This is a genomic window from Photobacterium aquimaris, from assembly GCF_002954455.1.
GTDB lineage: Bacteria > Pseudomonadota > Gammaproteobacteria > Enterobacterales > Vibrionaceae > Photobacterium > Photobacterium aquimaris.
In genome coordinates this window covers 1,260,950-1,278,928 of record NZ_MSCC01000001.1, presented here as the reverse complement: position 1 = coordinate 1,278,928, position 17,979 = coordinate 1,260,950, and the positions used below count along the sequence as shown (strand labels likewise).

Annotated in this window: 22 protein-coding genes and 2 pseudogenes; 11 read left to right on the top strand and 13 right to left on the bottom strand. The window is 36.3% G+C overall.

Annotation, left to right across the window (positions count from 1 at the left end):
* Window positions 1-427 (top strand): lysozyme (locus tag BTN98_RS05605; RefSeq protein WP_105029961.1); only part of this gene is annotated, 427 nt, incomplete at its 5' end.
* Between the two features lie 129 nt (window positions 428-556).
* On the opposite strand, the gene hmuQ is transcribed toward BTN98_RS05605, so the two are convergent.
* The 3 genes from hmuQ to BTN98_RS05590 form a co-directional block, all read right to left on the bottom strand.
* A complete protein-coding gene (gene hmuQ / locus BTN98_RS05600) occupies window positions 557-859 on the bottom strand; it encodes a heme-degrading protein HmuQ (protein ID WP_060998120.1) in 303 nt (100 codons plus the stop codon).
* Window positions 860-974: 115 nt separating this feature from the next.
* Window positions 975-1,946, bottom strand: coding sequence for a HupE/UreJ family protein (locus BTN98_RS05595; RefSeq protein WP_231730687.1), 972 nt, complete (start codon window positions 1,944-1,946; stop codon window positions 975-977).
* A 37-nt stretch (window positions 1,947-1,983) separates the two neighbouring features.
* On the bottom strand, window positions 1,984-2,796 hold the full coding sequence (locus tag BTN98_RS05590; protein ID WP_060998118.1) for a peptidylprolyl isomerase: 813 nt from the start codon (window positions 2,794-2,796) through the stop codon (window positions 1,984-1,986).
* A gap of 265 nt (window positions 2,797-3,061) precedes the next feature.
* On the opposite strand from BTN98_RS05590, the gene BTN98_RS05585 reads away from it, so the two are divergent.
* The gene (locus BTN98_RS05585; RefSeq protein ID WP_060998117.1) at window positions 3,062-3,631 is read left to right on the top strand and encodes a beta/gamma crystallin-related protein; all 570 of its coding nucleotides are present in this window, start codon (window positions 3,062-3,064) and stop codon (window positions 3,629-3,631) included.
* A gap of 67 nt (window positions 3,632-3,698) precedes the next feature.
* Here BTN98_RS05585 and BTN98_RS05580 read toward each other — a convergent pair whose 3' ends face one another.
* The 3 genes from BTN98_RS05580 to BTN98_RS05570 form a co-directional block, all read right to left on the bottom strand.
* Complete coding sequence (locus BTN98_RS05580; RefSeq protein ID WP_060998116.1) at window positions 3,699-4,538, bottom strand: hypothetical protein; 840 nt, start codon at window positions 4,536-4,538, stop codon at window positions 3,699-3,701.
* Between the two features lie 67 nt (window positions 4,539-4,605).
* Window positions 4,606-5,190, bottom strand: coding sequence for a TetR/AcrR family transcriptional regulator (locus tag BTN98_RS05575; protein WP_060998115.1), 585 nt, complete (start codon window positions 5,188-5,190; stop codon window positions 4,606-4,608).
* Between the two features lie 140 nt (window positions 5,191-5,330).
* The gene (locus BTN98_RS05570) at window positions 5,331-6,101 is read right to left on the bottom strand and encodes an SDR family NAD(P)-dependent oxidoreductase (protein WP_060998114.1); all 771 of its coding nucleotides are present in this window, start codon (window positions 6,099-6,101) and stop codon (window positions 5,331-5,333) included.
* 402 nt (window positions 6,102-6,503) lie between these two features.
* Here BTN98_RS05570 and BTN98_RS05565 point away from each other — a divergent pair, with 402 nt between their 5' ends.
* Complete coding sequence (locus tag BTN98_RS05565) at window positions 6,504-7,343, top strand: class I SAM-dependent methyltransferase (RefSeq protein ID WP_060998113.1); 840 nt, start codon at window positions 6,504-6,506, stop codon at window positions 7,341-7,343.
* Window positions 7,344-7,432: 89 nt separating this feature from the next.
* On the opposite strand, the gene BTN98_RS05560 is transcribed toward BTN98_RS05565, so the two are convergent.
* The 3 genes from BTN98_RS05560 to BTN98_RS05550 form a co-directional block, all read right to left on the bottom strand.
* Entirely contained in the window at window positions 7,433-7,885 is a 453-nt protein-coding gene (locus tag BTN98_RS05560; protein ID WP_060998112.1) for a YidB family protein, read from the bottom strand.
* A 14-nt stretch (window positions 7,886-7,899) separates the two neighbouring features.
* A complete protein-coding gene (gene lysM / locus BTN98_RS05555) occupies window positions 7,900-8,331 on the bottom strand; it encodes a peptidoglycan-binding protein LysM (protein ID WP_060998111.1) in 432 nt (143 codons plus the stop codon).
* Between the two features lie 275 nt (window positions 8,332-8,606).
* Entirely contained in the window at window positions 8,607-8,849 is a 243-nt protein-coding gene (locus BTN98_RS05550; protein WP_060998110.1) for a hypothetical protein, read from the bottom strand.
* Between the two features lie 532 nt (window positions 8,850-9,381).
* Here BTN98_RS05550 and BTN98_RS05545 point away from each other — a divergent pair.
* The 5 genes and pseudogenes from BTN98_RS05545 (at window position 9,382) to BTN98_RS05525 (ending at window position 11,826) form a co-directional block, all read left to right on the top strand.
* The gene (locus BTN98_RS05545) at window positions 9,382-9,561 is read left to right on the top strand and encodes a hypothetical protein (protein ID WP_060998109.1); all 180 of its coding nucleotides are present in this window, start codon (window positions 9,382-9,384) and stop codon (window positions 9,559-9,561) included.
* Between the two features lie 149 nt (window positions 9,562-9,710).
* Window positions 9,711-10,506 (top strand): annotated as a pseudogene (locus BTN98_RS05540) (Cof-type HAD-IIB family hydrolase).
* Window positions 10,507-10,733: 227 nt separating this feature from the next.
* Entirely contained in the window at window positions 10,734-10,949 is a 216-nt protein-coding gene (locus tag BTN98_RS05535) for a hypothetical protein (RefSeq protein WP_060998107.1), read from the top strand.
* Window positions 10,950-11,041: 92 nt separating this feature from the next.
* Window positions 11,042-11,275: pseudogene (locus BTN98_RS20590) on the top strand (superoxide dismutase family protein); the annotation flags it as partial.
* Window positions 11,276-11,403: 128 nt separating this feature from the next.
* Window positions 11,404-11,826: a GNAT family N-acetyltransferase gene (locus BTN98_RS05525; protein WP_060998106.1), complete on the top strand. Its 423-nt coding sequence runs from the start codon at window positions 11,404-11,406 to the stop codon at window positions 11,824-11,826.
* A gap of 106 nt (window positions 11,827-11,932) precedes the next feature.
* Here BTN98_RS05525 and BTN98_RS05520 read toward each other — a convergent pair whose 3' ends face one another.
* On the bottom strand, window positions 11,933-12,853 hold the full coding sequence (locus BTN98_RS05520) for a VirK/YbjX family protein (protein ID WP_060998105.1): 921 nt from the start codon (window positions 12,851-12,853) through the stop codon (window positions 11,933-11,935).
* 274 nt (window positions 12,854-13,127) lie between these two features.
* On the opposite strand from BTN98_RS05520, the gene efpL reads away from it, so the two are divergent.
* The gene (gene efpL, locus BTN98_RS05515; protein ID WP_060998104.1) at window positions 13,128-13,700 is read left to right on the top strand and encodes an elongation factor P-like protein EfpL; all 573 of its coding nucleotides are present in this window, start codon (window positions 13,128-13,130) and stop codon (window positions 13,698-13,700) included.
* A gap of 92 nt (window positions 13,701-13,792) precedes the next feature.
* The gene (locus tag BTN98_RS05510; protein WP_060998103.1) at window positions 13,793-14,254 is read left to right on the top strand and encodes a GNAT family N-acetyltransferase; all 462 of its coding nucleotides are present in this window, start codon (window positions 13,793-13,795) and stop codon (window positions 14,252-14,254) included.
* Window positions 14,255-14,317: 63 nt separating this feature from the next.
* On the opposite strand, the gene cspE (BTN98_RS05505) is transcribed toward BTN98_RS05510, so the two are convergent.
* Together cspE (BTN98_RS05505) and cspE (BTN98_RS05500) are read right to left on the bottom strand one after the other, a co-directional pair.
* Complete coding sequence (gene cspE, locus BTN98_RS05505; protein ID WP_036794623.1) at window positions 14,318-14,527, bottom strand: transcription antiterminator/RNA stability regulator CspE; 210 nt, start codon at window positions 14,525-14,527, stop codon at window positions 14,318-14,320.
* A gap of 401 nt (window positions 14,528-14,928) precedes the next feature.
* On the bottom strand, window positions 14,929-15,138 hold the full coding sequence (cspE, locus tag BTN98_RS05500; protein WP_045029050.1) for a transcription antiterminator/RNA stability regulator CspE: 210 nt from the start codon (window positions 15,136-15,138) through the stop codon (window positions 14,929-14,931).
* A 546-nt stretch (window positions 15,139-15,684) separates the two neighbouring features.
* Here cspE (BTN98_RS05500) and BTN98_RS05495 point away from each other — a divergent pair.
* The gene (locus BTN98_RS05495) at window positions 15,685-15,999 is read left to right on the top strand and encodes a DUF496 family protein (RefSeq protein WP_060998102.1); all 315 of its coding nucleotides are present in this window, start codon (window positions 15,685-15,687) and stop codon (window positions 15,997-15,999) included.
* Window positions 16,000-16,341: 342 nt separating this feature from the next.
* On the opposite strand, the gene rsmF is transcribed toward BTN98_RS05495, so the two are convergent.
* Complete coding sequence (gene rsmF, locus BTN98_RS05490) at window positions 16,342-17,772, bottom strand: 16S rRNA (cytosine(1407)-C(5))-methyltransferase RsmF (protein WP_060998101.1); 1,431 nt, start codon at window positions 17,770-17,772, stop codon at window positions 16,342-16,344.
* Window positions 17,773-17,979: the final 207 nt, after the last annotated feature.

Sequence of the window (17,979 nt, the reverse complement as noted above, 5' to 3'; positions counted from 1 at the left end):
CGATCACGAATTAAAAAACACCCCTGATGGATTAGCGTTTATCAGTAATCTAGAAGGGTGTTCATCATCCGCTTATCAATGCAGTGCCGATCGTTGGACTGCAGGGTTAGGCCATACCACAGGAGTAAAACAAGGCGACAAAGCAACCACCGAAACCATTGCTGATTGGTACATTGAAGATATTAGCGCTGCGGAAAAGCTGGTTGATAGGCAAGTAACATTAGCTGCTGGCCCTCAATACGATATGGCAGTGTCATTTGTGTTTAACCTCGGGGCTGGCAACTTTCGCAGTTCTACCTATCTCAAGAAACTTAAAGCAGGGGAGTTAACCGCAGCTTGTAATGAGTTTCCACGCTGGGTGTATGTGAATGGTAAAGATTGTCGACTTGATAGCAGTCATTGTGCTGGCATCGTTAAACGCCGTTGAAATGGCAAAACGTTTGTCACTTAGTCTTATTGCTGAGTGTGTTGAAACAGAAGCACAAGCTGAATATTATCGTAACCCAAATACCCATGAGTAAGGTATTTGGGTCTTGATTGAATCTATAGCTTGTTATTAAAGGCAGCTTTCAAAACCTTCGAAATTTGGTGCACCTAAATAAATCTCTTTGTTACCACGGGCATTAGCATGGGCTTTGCGGAATTGTTCTGATTGAGTCCAACCTTCAAATGCTTGGCGAGAATCCCATACTGAATGCGAAGCAAACAGGGTGTATTCATCATTCGATGCGCCTTGAAGTAAATTGAATGATTGAAAACCTGTAACGGTATCAAGATAGGTTTCGCGATTTTTCCAGATATCGATAAATTCTTGTTCTGAGCCTAAACGAATTTTAAAACGGTTCATTGCAATGTACATATAACTTCCTTAGCTGATTGACTGTTTCTTATATTTAGAATGCTATCACTATCATAGTAATAACGTGGTTGACCATTTATAAAAACAAAATGTTTGATTACGATTAATGATCTATTTAGTGAAAGACGATGTAAATTCGTTGAATAAACCAAAATGAAGCCATAATTCCCATGATATATAACGGTACTTGTTGAAAGATTCGTTGTTGGAAAAATGCAATTTTGGAGCAAATTTTTAATAGCGTTAGCAAGATACTTAGAAAGATAAGCTGGCCGATTTCCACACCAACATTAAAGCATGCTAATGCTAAAGGAATGCTGGTTTGTTGCAGTCCTGCTGCTTTAAGTGCGCTCGCAAAGCCTAAACCGTGTAGTAATCCAAATGAAAACGAGATCAACCACGGGAAGCGGCGGCTTAATGTTGGTTGGTCTTTATTATTAGGTCGCGTTAACTCATAGCATAAAAATAGAATACTCAACGCGATACCGGCTTCAACAGGTGGTTCGGGCACATGAATAAAATTGAGTGCTGATAGACTTAATGTAATGCTGTGTGCCAATGTGAAACAAGTGATAGCCTTTAAGAAGGTCCGAAAATCACGAGTAAAGAGCAGCAGGCCAGCGACAAACATAAGGTGGTCGATGCCTGTTAAAATATGAGTTATACCTAAGGTGACAAATAACTTCACAGTAGACCAAGTGCTGACTTTGCCCGCCAATAATAATTGGTTATGTCCTTTGTAAAGTTCTAGCGTATTTATCTGCCCATGCTGGCTAGTGGTTTGCGTCAACAGTTGAATATTGTTTAGCCCTTGGAATGTGATCATCGGCGCGGTGTCTTTGGTTGGAAATACCAATAAATACCGTTGCAGATCCATACCAAAACCATTAAGACTATTTTGAGAGCTTAATAGATGGATCTTGCCACCGTGGGTAAGCTTGGGAGTGATTTTTGTGTGTTCTCCAGCCACCACTGGCAGTTTAAGCGTTAATTCATATTGATGGTTATTTATTTGAGTAATTAATCCAACAGCTGGTTGATAAGGATGGGCTTGTACTTGTGGGCTCCATACCAAACTCAATGCCATATATAAAACCGCGCATAGGGCAGTGTAAAGGTTATGCTTATACATTTTTAAGTAAGGTCTTTGTTGTGACAACGATGCCTGAGTTAGCAGGAAGCTCAATGCGGTATTTTTTTATTACGTCGGTTATTTTTGTATTAATAACATCATTGGTATAGTCATTCGTTAGCAATGGTTTCGCATCTTTAAAGCTTAGAATTCCAGCTTTATTATAGTGGGTTAATTTAACCGTAATAGGACCAAACGGAGTGTTGACCGAATGTGACCAGGTATTAGGGGCAATTGTATTTAAGGTTTTGATCACCGCTGATCCTAATTTAGACTGCAGATCTTGCTCGGTTATATGGGTTAAACATTGTTGAGAACTGGGCGCTTGTTTTAAATGTGCTTGCTCTTGAGGTGACAGGAAGTGATAGCAGAGCGAGTACATATTAGGAAAACGGTAGTTTTGGCGATGCGCAACATAATAGCGGTGCAATAACTTAGTATTGGCCGCATTTATTTTAGCTATTTGGGTGGTGTAAGAAATAAACCGTTGCATTAGCAGCGCGTTAAGATTGGGATCGCCTTTCTCTAAGCCGAGCTTCAGTGCTTGCTGCGATAGAATGCGTTGCAGAATCTCTTGATTGATATCGTTATTCAACATTGCATGGGAAGGCAAGCTACCAAAGTATGTTTTGTCATCTCGCTTTTGTTGGGTGATTTGAGATGGCGTGATCACGACTTCATTGGTAGATGATGTGTTTGAATGATAAAACGAATAACAAACAAATAGGATTGCACCTGCTATTAGAAAGTGTGAAAACGGATCTTTAATGAATTTTTTAAGCCAATATAAAGCAGTGTTTAGCATGTTAGTGAGTCTTTTTATATTAAATACCCCATAAGAATACAGATGGTATCTGTATGACTATTGAATGCAGTCATTAATAGAAAGGTGATGATGCAAGATGTTGTATTTTATAAAGTAAGTATAATTATCTATATTGATTATTATTATACCTAACAGATGTATTTGAACGGTGTTTTATATTAAAGAGGAATGGTTGGTGGTATTATTCAAAAATCAGTTCACCTTTATATTAGCAATCTGATTTGCTATGGCAGATTAAGTAGTCATGAAAAAAATACTCTTTTTAACCACTCTTTTAGGTTTCAGTACTGCTTCACAAGCGGATTTACGTGTTGAGTTTAACAATGTAAATAATCTTAATAATACGAATGGTAGTCATAATAGTCGTGTTTATGTCTGTACTTTACAGCCTTTTACTGATGTCTTTGCTGATGTTGGTATGAGCGAAGATATTGCTCGCTATAAAGTGCACCAACGCTGTGAACAGTCACAGGGTGAAAACAGTATCTTCTGTAAGGCAAAACAAGCGAAGTGTATTGAATCATCATTAGCGGTTAACTCTGATAGTGGACGACATGATGCTATCGCGTTATACAGTCATAAAAATCATCGTGGAAAGTCAGTTACTATCAGCCATGATGTGCCTAATTTAAGTGTTTATAATTTTGATGATCGTATGTCTTCTTATTATATTCCAGCAGGGTGGACTGTTCGTTTTTATGAGGGTATTAACTATAGCGGTGGGTATTATACTCGCAAAGGCGGTGATGAAAATGCAATAGGGTTTAATAATAAAATTAGCTCAATTAAGATTCTAAGCACTCGATCTTGGTAATTACAGCCATCATCGCTCATAAAATAATGTAGCCTAACCTGAATAGCATAAGTGCTATTGTTGATGGTTATTGCCTCATACTGCATTGTTCAACTAAAACATGCTGGTTGCTGATCATTTTAAATTGTTGATCAAGTTGTAAATCATAGTAACCAGCATGGCTGCCTGCACAGCGACGCAACCCCACACTGTAATTTAGTTTAATCTTCCATCCTTGGGTATTTTTATTGATGCTGGCAACCGCTAATGAGAGTTCTGGGCAGGCAATATTACTATTGGTAATTCGAAATTCTGACGCTAAACCAAGTTGTGTAAGTAAATCAAGGCTTGTTGGGGGGTGGCGTGAAGAAGTAATCACTAAATCATAATGGTTTTGTGCTTGGTTGGTGATGTTATCCATATTAAAAGGATTGACGCTTAACATTTTTGTGCCGCTGGTCCATTTACCGCTAAATGGAAGCCATGCTCCATTAGGTTGCTGCCAACGATTTATAAACTCAAATTTTTCGATAAATGAAGAATTATTCTCAAGGGTGGTTAATTGACTTGGATGATCTTGAAGTTGAGTAAGCAGGCGTTGATGTTGTACAGCATCAAAACGATATAAGGTTATAAATTGATGGTTGTAAATTCCTAATAATGGCATGCGAACTTTATATTTATCATACTGATACCAACCTGTAACTAGTCCAATATCATCATAACAATTAATCACATTAAACCGTAACTGTAATTGAATGGGGTAGTTGTTATCAATGTGAGTGTTGATTGTCAGTGGTTGTATTGTTTGTGAGTAGTTAACACTGGCATGAATATTATTGATTGGTTTGGGACTGCTGTGTGCTGGAAGGGTGAAACTGAGGCAGCAAAAGCACCATAGATACAAAAATTGATAATATGATGCCATTGAAATACCTGCGAAACGACAATGTTATTTGTCTTGAGTGTAGTCTGTTTTATTCGCAACAATAGTCTTAGATATTTGTTTTTACTTTTAAAACAACATTAAAATAGTTGTTAACCACAGTTTTAATGTAATTCGCATCTTTAAATTGTGAAATAAGCATGCAGCCTTCGAGTGATACGAAATAAAGTCGAGCAGCATCTATAGCAATTAATTGTGATGAAAACTCATCGTTATTAATTCCAGCTGTTATGACTTGCTCTATCCACTGCTCATTAAAAGTAACGAATCGATCCAACGGAATGTTTAGGCTATCAGTGAGGGAATAAAAATCTGATGCATACATACCACATAAACACAGTTTGCCTTCTTCACGGACTGTAATAAAGATATTGGCCAACGCTGTTAATTTATCAGCTGCTGTCGTATGTTGCTGTTCGATCGCAGTTAGTGCCATTTGATAGCGCTCAAGATAACGTTCAAATACCACAATGGCTAAATCTTGTTTAGTTTTATAATGATAATGAATACTGGCTGTTTTTATGCCCAATTCGTCTTGAATATCACGAAAACTGAAGCCGTTAAAACCACGACATTGAATGTATTTTTCGGCAATATCGGCGATTTTTGCCGCTGTAGGATTAATGTCTTTCATAATTGATATTCACATTTTAAAGAAGATCAATAATCTATCATTTAGCATTACAGATAACAATTTTTTCTACCTATGAGTAGAGAGGTAATGGCGACGTATTTATCGCCATTATTAACAATATCTGAGAGTTATCTTTAGCGTTAATTACGACCCGCCATCACACCACCATCGACATCTAGCACTGTACCTGTGATCCATTTTGCTTTGTCTGACAGTAAAAATTCAATCGCATCTGCAATATCAGTGGTTGAACCTATATGTCCGATTGGGTGGAAATCATTAAATCCTTGTAATGCTGTTTCAATCTCATCTTCAGCAATGAATGATTTATAGATAGTTGAAAGAACAACGGCTGGAGCAACAGCATTCGCACGAATATTATCATCAGCAAGTTCCATTGCTAAGTTACGGGTAAATGCATGTAAAGCTGCTTTTTGCATTGAATAAGCAGATGATGGGGTGGCCTTAATAGCCTGATGGGCCCACATTGAACCAATATTTACGATTGAGCCACCGCCATGTTGTTGCATGTTTTTTGCAACCGCTTGAGTAATAAAGAAAAATGATTTATTGATATCTAATTGAAGATCATAATCTTTTGCAGTGTGCTCTAGAAAGCTAACCGGTTTAAAAAAACCAGCGGCGTTAACAAGATAACCAATATGACGAGTTTCATTTTCCAGTTGATGAATAAAAGCGTTCACATTAGTAAGGTCATATAAATCAACTTGTGCTGTTTCAACATTACCGCCAGTTCGTTGTTCTAAATCAGCTTTTGCTGCAGCAAGTTTATCGGCATTATGCGATAAAATCATTACAGGAACTCCAGCGTTTAATAACCGTTCAGCGGTGGCTTTACCCATGCCTGATGAGCCGCCAACGATAAGTGCAATTGATGATGTCGTGAACATAATGTAATCCTTTATTTGACCTACCTACTGATCGATAGGTTGCGTAGTTAAAAAATGAAGCGAGCAATGTGATTAGATGATTCTGCTACGCTTCATTGATTTTAAATATAGGGTGATTTTATTTTAGCGTCAAATATTATTTCTACCTATTGGTAGGTAGTTTGTTTAATTGTTTGATTTTTGATGTTTTAAAAATTACAGTCGTTATTGGCGTTGATGATTATCGCCTATGTTCAATAGAATCGTCAGTATATTGCTGCGTTTGATATTGCTGCGATAATCAAGCGAAGTTGAATGGCATTACAAATTCAGCATGAGGGCAATATGCTAATTATGATTGAGATATGAGTGTGAGGTTTTATGTTACAATAGGCTCAGTGTTTCTAATTAGATAAACGAACTATGCTTGGCTACTATCTTCATACAAAAAATGCTCAACAGGCGTTAGACGCTATTGCTAAAGGACAATCGAGTGTCCACTTATCGACAGATCTTCATCTTTCGGAACAGGATTACGCTGTTAGTCCTGAAGGTTTAGTACTGGACGAAGACAATAAACTGTCGATTGCTGAACTCAAAAAAATCGTCAAAAAGACTCAAAGGATTTATCTTTGTAGTGATGGCGATATGGAGCCAATTGAAGACCGCAGTGTTGGCTATTACAAATTAGCACCGACAGAGGGGGCACCATTACTCGAAATTAGTGGTGTTAAGATGCACATTTCTAAAGGAACAGATCCTTTTGCAAGTGCATCTGATATGGCGAAACAAGCAGTACGCAGTGGCGATAATGTACTCGATTGTTGCAGTGGGTTAGGTTATGCCGCGATTGCTGCTCATCGACTTGGCGCTAAAAAAGTGTTGACTATAGAACTGAGTGAATCAGTGATGGGACTACGCGCGTTAAATCCTTGGTCGCAAGATCTAAATAATGATGGTATTGAACAACGTCAAGGTAGTAGCTTTGAATTGATCACGACCATGCCTTCGATATCGTTTGATGCGGTTATTCACGATCCACCTCGTTTTTCTCTTGCTGGTGAGTTATATAGCGAAGAGTTTTATAGCGAAATTTACCGTGTACTTCGTCAAGGCGGACGTCTTTTCCATTACACCGGTAACCCGCATATTATGAAAAAGGGTAGTAGTTTTGTCGACGGTGTAATTCGTCGATTAATCGCGGTTGGATTTAAGAACGTGCAAAAGGTTGATCACCTGATGGGCGTTAGTGCACAGAAGTAACACCATAAAACAATAAAGAAATCGATGTTATTATTAACTTTATCTCGTTGTAATAACATCGATTCATTATTTATAGATAGTGCGATTTATTATTTTTTGCCAAAGATACTTGAGGCAATGTTGAGTAATCCATCCATACCACCTACCGCTTGAAATAGCTCTCCTGCAATATCACCATTAGGGCTTGCTTTATCTATCATGCCTGGCAGCGTTTCTTGTAAGCCTGTTATTGCCTCACTTTGAGGTAATTTAACTTCATTGGCAAAGTTTGACAGTTGATCAGAGTTGAAAATATTACCAATATCTGTGGCTGAAATAGCCTCATTGTCACCATTACCTAGCCAAGATGCTGCAATATTTGCCAGTCCTGCACCATTAAGTGATTGAATTATAGATTGTAAATCAATACCTTTTCCGTCATTATCTCCACCAAATAAATGTGACAATGCAGAAGTAATGGTACTCTCATTTAAACCTGCCGTATTCGCTTGTGATTGCGAAAATAATTGAGCACCAATACGTAATAGTTGGTTAATATCCATGATTTCTACCTATATTAAATCGTTGTTGGTATACGAAGTTTTTGACCTGGGAATATTTTGTCAGGATCGATAATTACTTCTTTATTTGCATCAAAGATTTTTTGATAGTCCGCACCATTACCCAACGTGCTTTCAGCTATTTTCCATAAACTATCGCCAGACTTAACTTCATAATAGCTCACTGTTTCAGTTGTTGCTGGTGCATCAATATTATCAACAATAGATTCAATACCTGCTGTATTACCTACCATTAAAATAGCCTTTTCTTTGGCCGCGGCACTATCTGCTGTTCCTGAAAGTGTTGCAACACCATCTTTTACTTCAACATTTAAATCCGTTACTCCTGGATTATTATTTTCAATATGTTGAGCTATTTTTGCTGGCGCTTCATCTTCATTGCTAAATAATTTATTGCCAATATCGCGCACAAAATCAAGTAATGCCATATTGTTTCTATCCTTGTTGTTGAGTGATAAATACCAATGCTGTTACCAATATTAGTTCAAAAAAGAACAATAGTGATTATTTGTTATGCTTTTTTATGTGTCTTTTAAGTAATGGCGATAATGGGGCGTTGATAAGAAGGTGGCAAAGGTAGTGCACCACTATAGTTTTTGAGATGATTGATTAATCAATGAATTATAGAGGGTAACAATTCGATTATAAAACAAACAATGAGCACTTGATTGTGTTCATTGTTTGTTTTGATAGGAAGAAGAAATTAAAGAGTAGGGGCTGGTGGAGATACTTTTTTTGATTTTTTGATTACATGATGCTCTTTATTATCTGGATGATGATATTTAGGGTTGGTAACCCCCTTGTTATTCATAGCAGGTGCTGCAACTTTTTTGATCACATGATGTTCTTTATTATCTGGATGGTGAAATTTTGGGTTTAAGACATGAGTATTAGCCAATACTGATGTTGAAATTAAGAGTAGGGGTAAAATAAGATAATTTTTCATATGGAAACACCTTGTATTAAAAACCATGCTGTTAATTAATGATAAACCATCACTCAAAGTGATTATTTATGTAATAAATCAAAATATATATTGTTTTTATGGCACTGCAATGGTTTTTAGAAAAGAGAATTATCATTAAATTGTGACATAGTTCAAAGCTATACTTCATTTGAAGTATGTATTGTGTCTTTTAAGAAAAAGCTCATAAAAAAGATGAAAATCTGTCGTTTTATGCTTATCAATTTTTTAAAATAATATCAAGATACATAGCTTTTGCCATTGGTATTAATTGGGTGTTTTTTGTTATCTGTAAAGATGCTAATAATCCATTAAAAACAAGTTCTGCTTGCTGTGATTTTAATGCTGACTTTCCTACAAAAAGTAATGAAGTATTGCCATTTGTTGTTACAGTGTAACTAGGAGTGTTGTTATTATCTATTATAAGTAGAGTGATGAATTCTGTTGACAATAGTGGTAATGGATTACATTCTTATTTTGGTTGTTGGTGATTAACATAAATAAGGAGTGTTCAATGGGTACCGATGAGTTATTTCCTTTATATATCGTTATTTCTGTTGTTGTATTTTTATTCTTTATGTTCTTTTTATTTATACAGTTATATCTAAAAGCGAAAAAAGAGAATATAGGTGGTTGCTGTAAGGCTGAGGATGAGCCAACACCGAAATACAATAATGATGATCATCGATCTTAGCCAAAATGAAAACACCACCATATCAATGGGTGGTTTTTATTCGATATGAGTGTTCAACTAACATTTTATGTGTTTTTTGTGAAAATTACCCCAATTAACAGGTAGAATGTTAGTACTAATTACATGAAATATCGGAGTAATAGCAGTATATGACGTCTTCAATCAAATTTATAGCAACAGACATGGATGGCACATTACTCAATGATGATAAGCAACTGCCTGATAACTTTTATGAGGTATTTAATGAGCTTCATGCAAAAAATATTATTTTTTCAGCAGCATCAGGTCGACAATACCAGAGTTTAGTTAATACTTTTGAGCCAGTTAAAGACAAAATGCTGTTTATTGCAGAAAATGGTACGTTGGTGATGTATCAAGGTAAAGAGCTTTATAGTTCGACTATTCCAACGCCTGAAATCCATACCATTATTACTAGTGTAAAAGAAATTGAGAATACGTTTATTGTTTTGTGTGGTAAAAACTCTGCGTATACTGAAACAACAGATATTCAGGCATTAGAAGAAATTAATAAGTACTATCACAATCTTGAAATCGTAAGTGATTTATTGGCTGTTGATGATGAATTTATTAAAATTGCAGTGCTTAACTTCAACGGTACAGAACAACAAATATACAATTATAGCGCCTTTATATTCACAGACTCATCAAGTAGTTGTAAGTGCAAAGATTTGGCTTGATATTATGCATAAAACAGCATCTAAAGGTACTGCAATTAAAGAATTACAGCGTATTTTCAATTTTACCTTTGAAGAAAGTATGAGTTTTGGTGATTTTTTAAATGATGTTGAAATGCTAAAAGAAACCTATTTTAGTTATGCGATGGATAATGCGCATCCTGAAATTAAGCAATTAGCTCGCTTTCATGCGCCAAGTAATAATGAGCAGGGTGTAATGACAGTTATTAAAACCCAAGTATTAAACTAAGTAAGTTAATGAACGAGTTCTACCGTTATCACTTCATGATCGTGGCATTGAACAGTGATTGTTTTAGAAAATGTGCAAATAAAACGAACTAATCACAGTAATTATATTAAATAGATAATATTTAGCAGTGAAAGTGATGCGAATCTAATTATCGAGATTATTAGCTATCTCCTATAATTTTAGAAGCGTAATGTCTTTACGAAAAATACTACTTTTCAGAGGTGATTATGAGTTTGTTTTATGTTGATAAAAATGCGCAAGATAATGGCGATCATGAAATTCATACCGCAACATGTAGCCACAGTCCTGGCCTCAAAAATTGTGATCCACTGGGTTATCATACGGCATGTAGTACAGCGTTAGATGCTGCTAAAAAAATATATCCTCAGTCAAACGGTTGTTATTACTGTTCATATTCAAGCTATACCTCTGAAAGTAAATAAATTAAAGCAGCAGCGTAATTATAAATATTGCGTTGTTGTTTAATGATCTTGTATTTCCTTATCTCTTTCTTAACCGAATACGCATAAAAGTGCTATCTGGTTTATCACCTGAACTACATGGATTTCATTTACATGAAAACGCTTCATGTGAATCGACCAAGAACATGGAAAAAATAGCAGCTGGTGGACATTATGATCCAATGAATACTGGGAAGCATGGTTATTCTTGGACGAATGATAATCATCTTGGGGATTTACCCACACTGTATGTCGATAATCATGCCGATCACCTATACCAATATGTGGATGCAGTAGTGAACGTTTAGTCTGTGCGTGATTAAATAACTAACGTTATGACTTGTTGTAATAGATGATTGTTCCTTTTGCGTTATGACAGTACCACTTTAGGCTGTACTATGTTGTAAAAACATAAAATGAGTATTAAAGGGCGAAGATGGAAATCGAATATAAAGTTAATCATCCAATTACAGCAAACCAGTATATTGAATTAATCAATAAAACAACCTTGGGTGAGCGTAGACCTGTAGATAATGAGGCGACAATTAAAGGAATGCTTGAAAATAGTAATTTGATTGTCACAGCGTGGATTGATGAGCAGTTAGTCGGTATTGCACGTTCAATGACAGATTTTCATTATTGCTGTTATTTGTCTGATCTCGCTGTTGATGAAAGCATTCAATCAATGGGGATTGGTAAATATCTTATATTAGTTACGGCTGAATCAGTGGCTGATAGTTGTAAAATAGTTTTATTATCTGCTCCTAAAGCTGAAGGGTATTATTCAAAAATTGGGTTTACTGAACATAATAGCGCCTGGGTTTTAACTGATGTTAGTAAGTTAATATTGCCTCAATAGACGTATTATTAAGTTATGAAATAAAGATTATATCTGAGTAATAATCTGAAAATACTTACCACAGAGTGATTAATCTCTGTGGTTATAATCATCGTCAGTAAAAAGGTTATAAACTGATTTTTTGTTGAAGTGTCGCATTAACAGTATCTAGCCATTCATAACGACGGCGATACATTGCACGTTTAGGACGGGATATATCTTCAGGGTTACGACGAATATCTTCCAAACCTAACGTATAGAAATGGCGATCAAACTCAGTTCCACCTAATGCTTCCCAATGTTTATCATAATTAGCGGTAACACGTCTTTTGCTATAACGTCTAGCTGAATAAGCGTGTGAGTCACTTTTAACTGCTAGTAGTGTGTCAACCTGCCAGATATTAGCAATAAGCGTAATTATTTTGATCATTAAATCTTTAGGGCGTTGACCATGGAGTGCTTTAGTTAGCGCCTTTATTTTAAGGTTATTTTCCGGGCTACTTGCAGGACCTTGTAAACCACCAATTACTAATTGGCGTTGTCCTTCTATATCTCGTATTGAAAAAGTAAGAGTATAAAAGTTTTTATCAATATCATTAAATAAAATGAGGCTCATATCTCCTTCTTTTTGATAGCGAGCATGAAAGACTAATTTAAATGCATACTCTATTTCGCCAACAGTAAAATCGAAGAGCGTTAGTCCATTGTTATTGTTATTAATATAAATTTCATTGCTAATATAGGACGGTAATTTTTCACTAACAAACTGATAATGCTGAACGACAAACTGCGCCCGCTCAATTGCGCTGCTGTCATTAATAATATAAGGACGGAATGATTTCTCTAAAAACCGAGGACACTGCTTGCATAATGCTTCCAACAAAAAAGGGTCAATATTAGAAGTTATATACTGAAAAGCATTACGATAATACATTGCTCGAAGTACGAATTTAGCGCGATAGCTCCAAAGAGGAGAATATTGCTCAGCTACACTATCTGGATAAATAATCTTAGCGTAATCATGCAGGTTTGGAGATAAAGTTCCCATTTTGATAATGCCTTAAAAAATGTTAATCAAACATTATCAATATTTCTAACATATTTACAATTATTATATTTGTATTTGGTATAAGTAATGCTGTTATCGTTATATATTTAATCTTAAAGAAAGTATGTGAAATTCTATTATTATTGTCTTGGTTATCTATTAACCATGTTGATAGCACAATGCAAAAAAATAGACTTTGGACTATCATATTACTTGCTATAAATCTGTATCTTGGTGTAATTTCTCACCACTATTTATTTTTGGAATAATGATCATGCCAAAGGCTAGTGATATTAAAAAATTTGCTGCTATTGAACTTAACGGTAAAGTAGCTTTAGTTAAAGAGATTACCAAACTTACGCCTAGTGGTCGCGCTGGTGCAAGCCTTTACCGTATGCGTATTTATGACGTAGCAACGGGTTCAAAATCAGATGTTAGCTTCAAAGCTGATGAAATGATTACGTTAGCAGACTTCCGTCGTCAAAAAGCATCTTTCTCATACATCGATGGCGAAGAATACGTGTTTATGGATGATGAAGATTATACGCCATACTCGTTCACTAAAGATGCAATTGCAGAAGAGCTACTGTTCATCAATGAAGATACTAAAGGTATTGAAGTATTGACTGTAGACGGCGCACCTGTTGCTCTAGAATTACCTGCAACAGTAGAGCTAACAATTGTTGAGACAGATCCTTCAATTAAAGGCGCGTCTGCAAGTGCTCGTACTAAGCCTGCAACATTGTCTACAGGTCTTGTTGTTCAAGTTCCTGAGTACATTGCTAATGGTGAAAAAATCAAAATTAACACTTCTGAGCATAAGTTCATGAGTCGTGCTGATAAATAATAGTTAATTATTATTTTCCCAGGGCCAGTGGCGTTTAGGCGGCACTGGCTTTTTTATGGATGTAAGAAACATAAAAAGGATAAACAAAGATCGTGGATCAAATAATTACATTGGATGTAGCTAAAAAAGAAGATGTACAAGCAGTGTATCAACTTGAGAAAAGACTATTCGGTGATCACTGTTATCCTGATTTTTTTATTCGGCAGGCTTATGATTGTTGGCCTGCAGGTTTATTCGTCGCTCGAAAATTCGGTGAGGTTGTTGGCTATGTACTGTGCGCACCTCAGTTTACGAATGAAGCATCAGTGGTATCAGAAGGGTGGATACTTGCGCTAGCGGTAGATAGTTCTGTACAAGGTCAAGGTGTCGGGCGGCAATTAATGCAAGCAGCGATGGAAAGGTTGTCTGGTTGTGAAAAGCTGTGGTTAACTGTTCATCCAAATAATTATGCGAAGAAACTGTATCAACAGCTAGGATTTATCGAAGTTGAACAAGAAAATGATTATTTTGGTTTAGATCAGCCACGAGTGAAAATGCTGTATGTTGCAGGGTAATAAATAACAATAAAAAAGGGTATATAAAATACCCTTAACTTCTTTCAACTGTTTGTTGAAAAATTAAGCACGCTCAACGTTAGCAGCTTGAGGACCTTTTTGGCCTTGCTCAACGTCAAAAGAAACCTTTTGGCCTTCAGCTAGAGATTTGAAGCCTTCACCAGTGATAGCACGGAAGTGAACGAATACGTCAGCGCCGCCATTGTCTTGAGTGATAAAACCGAAACCTTTCTCATCGTTGAACCACTTAACGATACCAGTTGCTTTAGACATGTTATGTCTCCTGAAATAATAAATTAATAGCGTAAATTACGCTGGTTTACTTATGTACAAAAGAATAATGAAGCGCTTCAGGACAACTGTGTACATTTGAACAGTGTAACGAAGTTTTCTCTTTCAATTTGTTGCATAAATAGGCCTTTCTTAAAGCCATGAGTATTAGGCCATTTTCATATACAAAGGGCAAGTTTCTCGTATAAAAACATTACAAGAATGTGACCCCTTTAACAAAATAACAATCGATATTATTATGCAGCAAAGTGCTCATTATTTGTGCAGGATATTAGATAACGCTGCACTGAGCTTTTTATTTATATATATATATAAAAACAGTGTGATAAAAACAAAAAAGGGCTTTGAGAGCCCTTGGTTTTGTAAGTTTGAAGGTTAAGTTATTAGACTCTTTCAACGTTCGCCGCTTGAAGACCTTTTGGACCTTGTTCGGTCTCATAAGAGACTTTTTGGCCTTCAGTTAGCGTTTTAAAGCCATCACCACTAATCGCACGGAAGTGTACAAATACATCAGCACCGCCGTCATCTTGAGTGATAAAACCAAACCCTTTTTCTTCGTTAAACCACTTAACGGTACCTGTTGCTTTTGACATGTTGTCTCCTGATAAATCTATTCATCACACGGTATAGCCAATATCAGATTACGGAGCGATTTGAGCGTTGAACTCTGTTGCTGATCATGGAGATGACAGCGAAGATATCCTTGTTCAGATTGCTTTAACTGTAAATAAGTACTGGTCTACTATGAAGATTAGGCGTTGATGGGTGATTTGCAAATCAAATTAAGCTTTTTTATGAACAAACAATGCAATCATAAATAGTGTCATGATTATTTCTTGGATAATTCATTTAAATGTCTTTTTTATTAGTAATTATCTGTAATATTTATTGAACGAAATCAAAGCAAAGTTAAATAACAAAGCGCATAATCCAAAAAATAAAAGATCTTTAAGCGTATGTTAACTCGCCATCTAGTCGATAATCTTCGGGTATTGCTTGAGTTTACAACAGACTTTCTGATATAACGATTTTAGAAAAAAAACTGAGACTCGACGGTTATGTACTAGGAAGTGCATTATTCCTAATTATTAGCATTAAATCAGTTTCACAAGGCTTTATTTTCAGACTAAGGACAAAACATGAACAACATCCTTGAACTTGTTCGTCAGGCTCGCCGTAAAAATAAACTTAAGCGCGAAATCCTAGATAACGATCGTAAAATCCGTGATAACCGTAAGCGTGTAGAATTACTAGAAAATATGTTGGATTATATCAAGCCTGATATGACTCATGATCAAATTCTAGAAATCATTGAAAACATGAAAGGCGATTATGAAGATCGTGTTGATGATCATATCATCATCAGTGCTGAGTTATCTAAAGAGCGTCGTGACGTTAGCAAGAACGTTAAAGACCTTAAAAAAGCAGAAATCACAGCACACAAACACAACTAATATTTTGTTTGTTAGTAAATGAAGACCTGAGCCATGTGCTCGGGTTTTTTTTTAGAAGATTGACAAGCGAATCATCGTGAGAATAAAGGGTTAAGAAGTAATTTGTTCGTTGATGTTTTTGCTGAGCGAATGGTGCGATAACAACAAAAAGAGCCCGAAACGATTCCTGTGTCGGGCTTAGGGGAATAGGCTCAATGATGAGCCTTGCGCTAACTGGATATAGATAGAATTCGATATACACTATAAATACTAGTTTAGCTGTGATGATTTTCCAGTTTTAATTTAAAATAATTGTTTATTCAGTCAATAAAATATTAATTAATAGTAACTGATTGAATAATATTAAATATCAAACAGGTTAGTATCGCGTACTAATTCGCGAGGTAAGCCATTTTTGATTCGATTACCCACCCATTTACCGATACCAATAGGGTAATCACGATAAGTAACAATCACTTCACCTTTTCCGGTTAGATTTTCTGGGCGAATATCTCGGCCCATAAACCATTCTTTAGCTTGTGGTGCAGTTAATGCTATGGCAACAGTCTCTTTACCAGTAGCAAGTGTCATGATTGCCTCATGTTGCCAGCGATAGCCTTTCTTGTGCTGCTCTGCTAACTTAATACCAATACGCTGAAAACGAATCTCACCAATTAAAGGTTTGATTTGTGAAGGGAATAACCACACTTCTTTATCTCGTAACCAAATATCACTATTGGTTGATAATGTGATATCAAGATCAGCATTAAGTTGTTGAGCGATGAGTTGTTGTTCGTCTGCTTTTACTTGGCTAAAAGGGAATTTACCCATACGTTTTTTAACAGGTTCAGTTTCAACTGATGCATGCTTGCGAATACGTGCAACAAAGAAACCTTCGCTATCAAAAACTTGAGGATAGACGTGTAAAAACCCTTCCGCAGTTAATGCTTGTTGTGCGCCATCAAATAAATCACCTAAAGATTCAAACTCAACGGCATCGCCAAAGGTTTGTTTCAGATAGTGGCAAACCTCTTGGTTTTCATGTTGGTTAAGGGTACATGTTGAGTACACCATCACACCACCTGGCTTTAATGCTTGAAAGGCACTGACAATTAAATTGCGTTGTACTGCTGCAATTTCATCAATAGATTCAAGGCTCCAGTTAGCCATTGCATCATCATCTTTACGAATAGCACCTTCACCTGAGCATGGTGCATCAAGTAAAATCGAGTCAAATGCTTCAGGAGCCCAAGTACCAAAAACACAGCCATCAAAGTGGGTTAGTGCTGCATTATGGACACCACAGCGTTGTAAGTTAGCGTGAAGGACTTTAATACGGCTCGCTGCTAATTCGTTTGCAACCAATGCGCCTTTATTTTGCATAGCGCAAGCAATTTGGGTAGTTTTAGAACCAGGAGCAGATGCCATATCGAGAACGCAATCAAGATCATCATTCTTATCAAGCAGTGCAGTGACAGGCATCATTGAGCTGGCTTCTTGAATATAGAATAACCCAGCCATATGTTCGGCAGTATTGCCTAATGAAACGCTTTCTTCATCCTCACGTTTGATCCAAAACCCAGTATCACACCAAGGAACTGGGGTTAGCGTCCAATCCTTATCTGCTACACGAGTAAGAAAATCTGCGACGCTAATTTTAAGCGTATTGACACGAATACTACGACGTAGCGGTGTTTTACAGCAGCTGATAAATTCATCAATGCTCAGATTTTCTGGCATTGTGTGCTTGATGAGATCAATAAAAGCGTCAGGAATATAGATATTAGGATGCAAGGTAGCACTCTCTGTCAAACTAGCAATGCCGCGATTCTATACTAAACAACAACAAATTTATATCGGCTATCGAAGCTTCTAAGTCTGTTATGTATGTGGATCAGTTTTTATTATGAAATAACATATTAGATGTGAAGTTTTATAAACATGAGGTGATAGAAAAGAAAAAGGGACATTCAATGTCCCTTTTTTATTGTGGCTTTAATG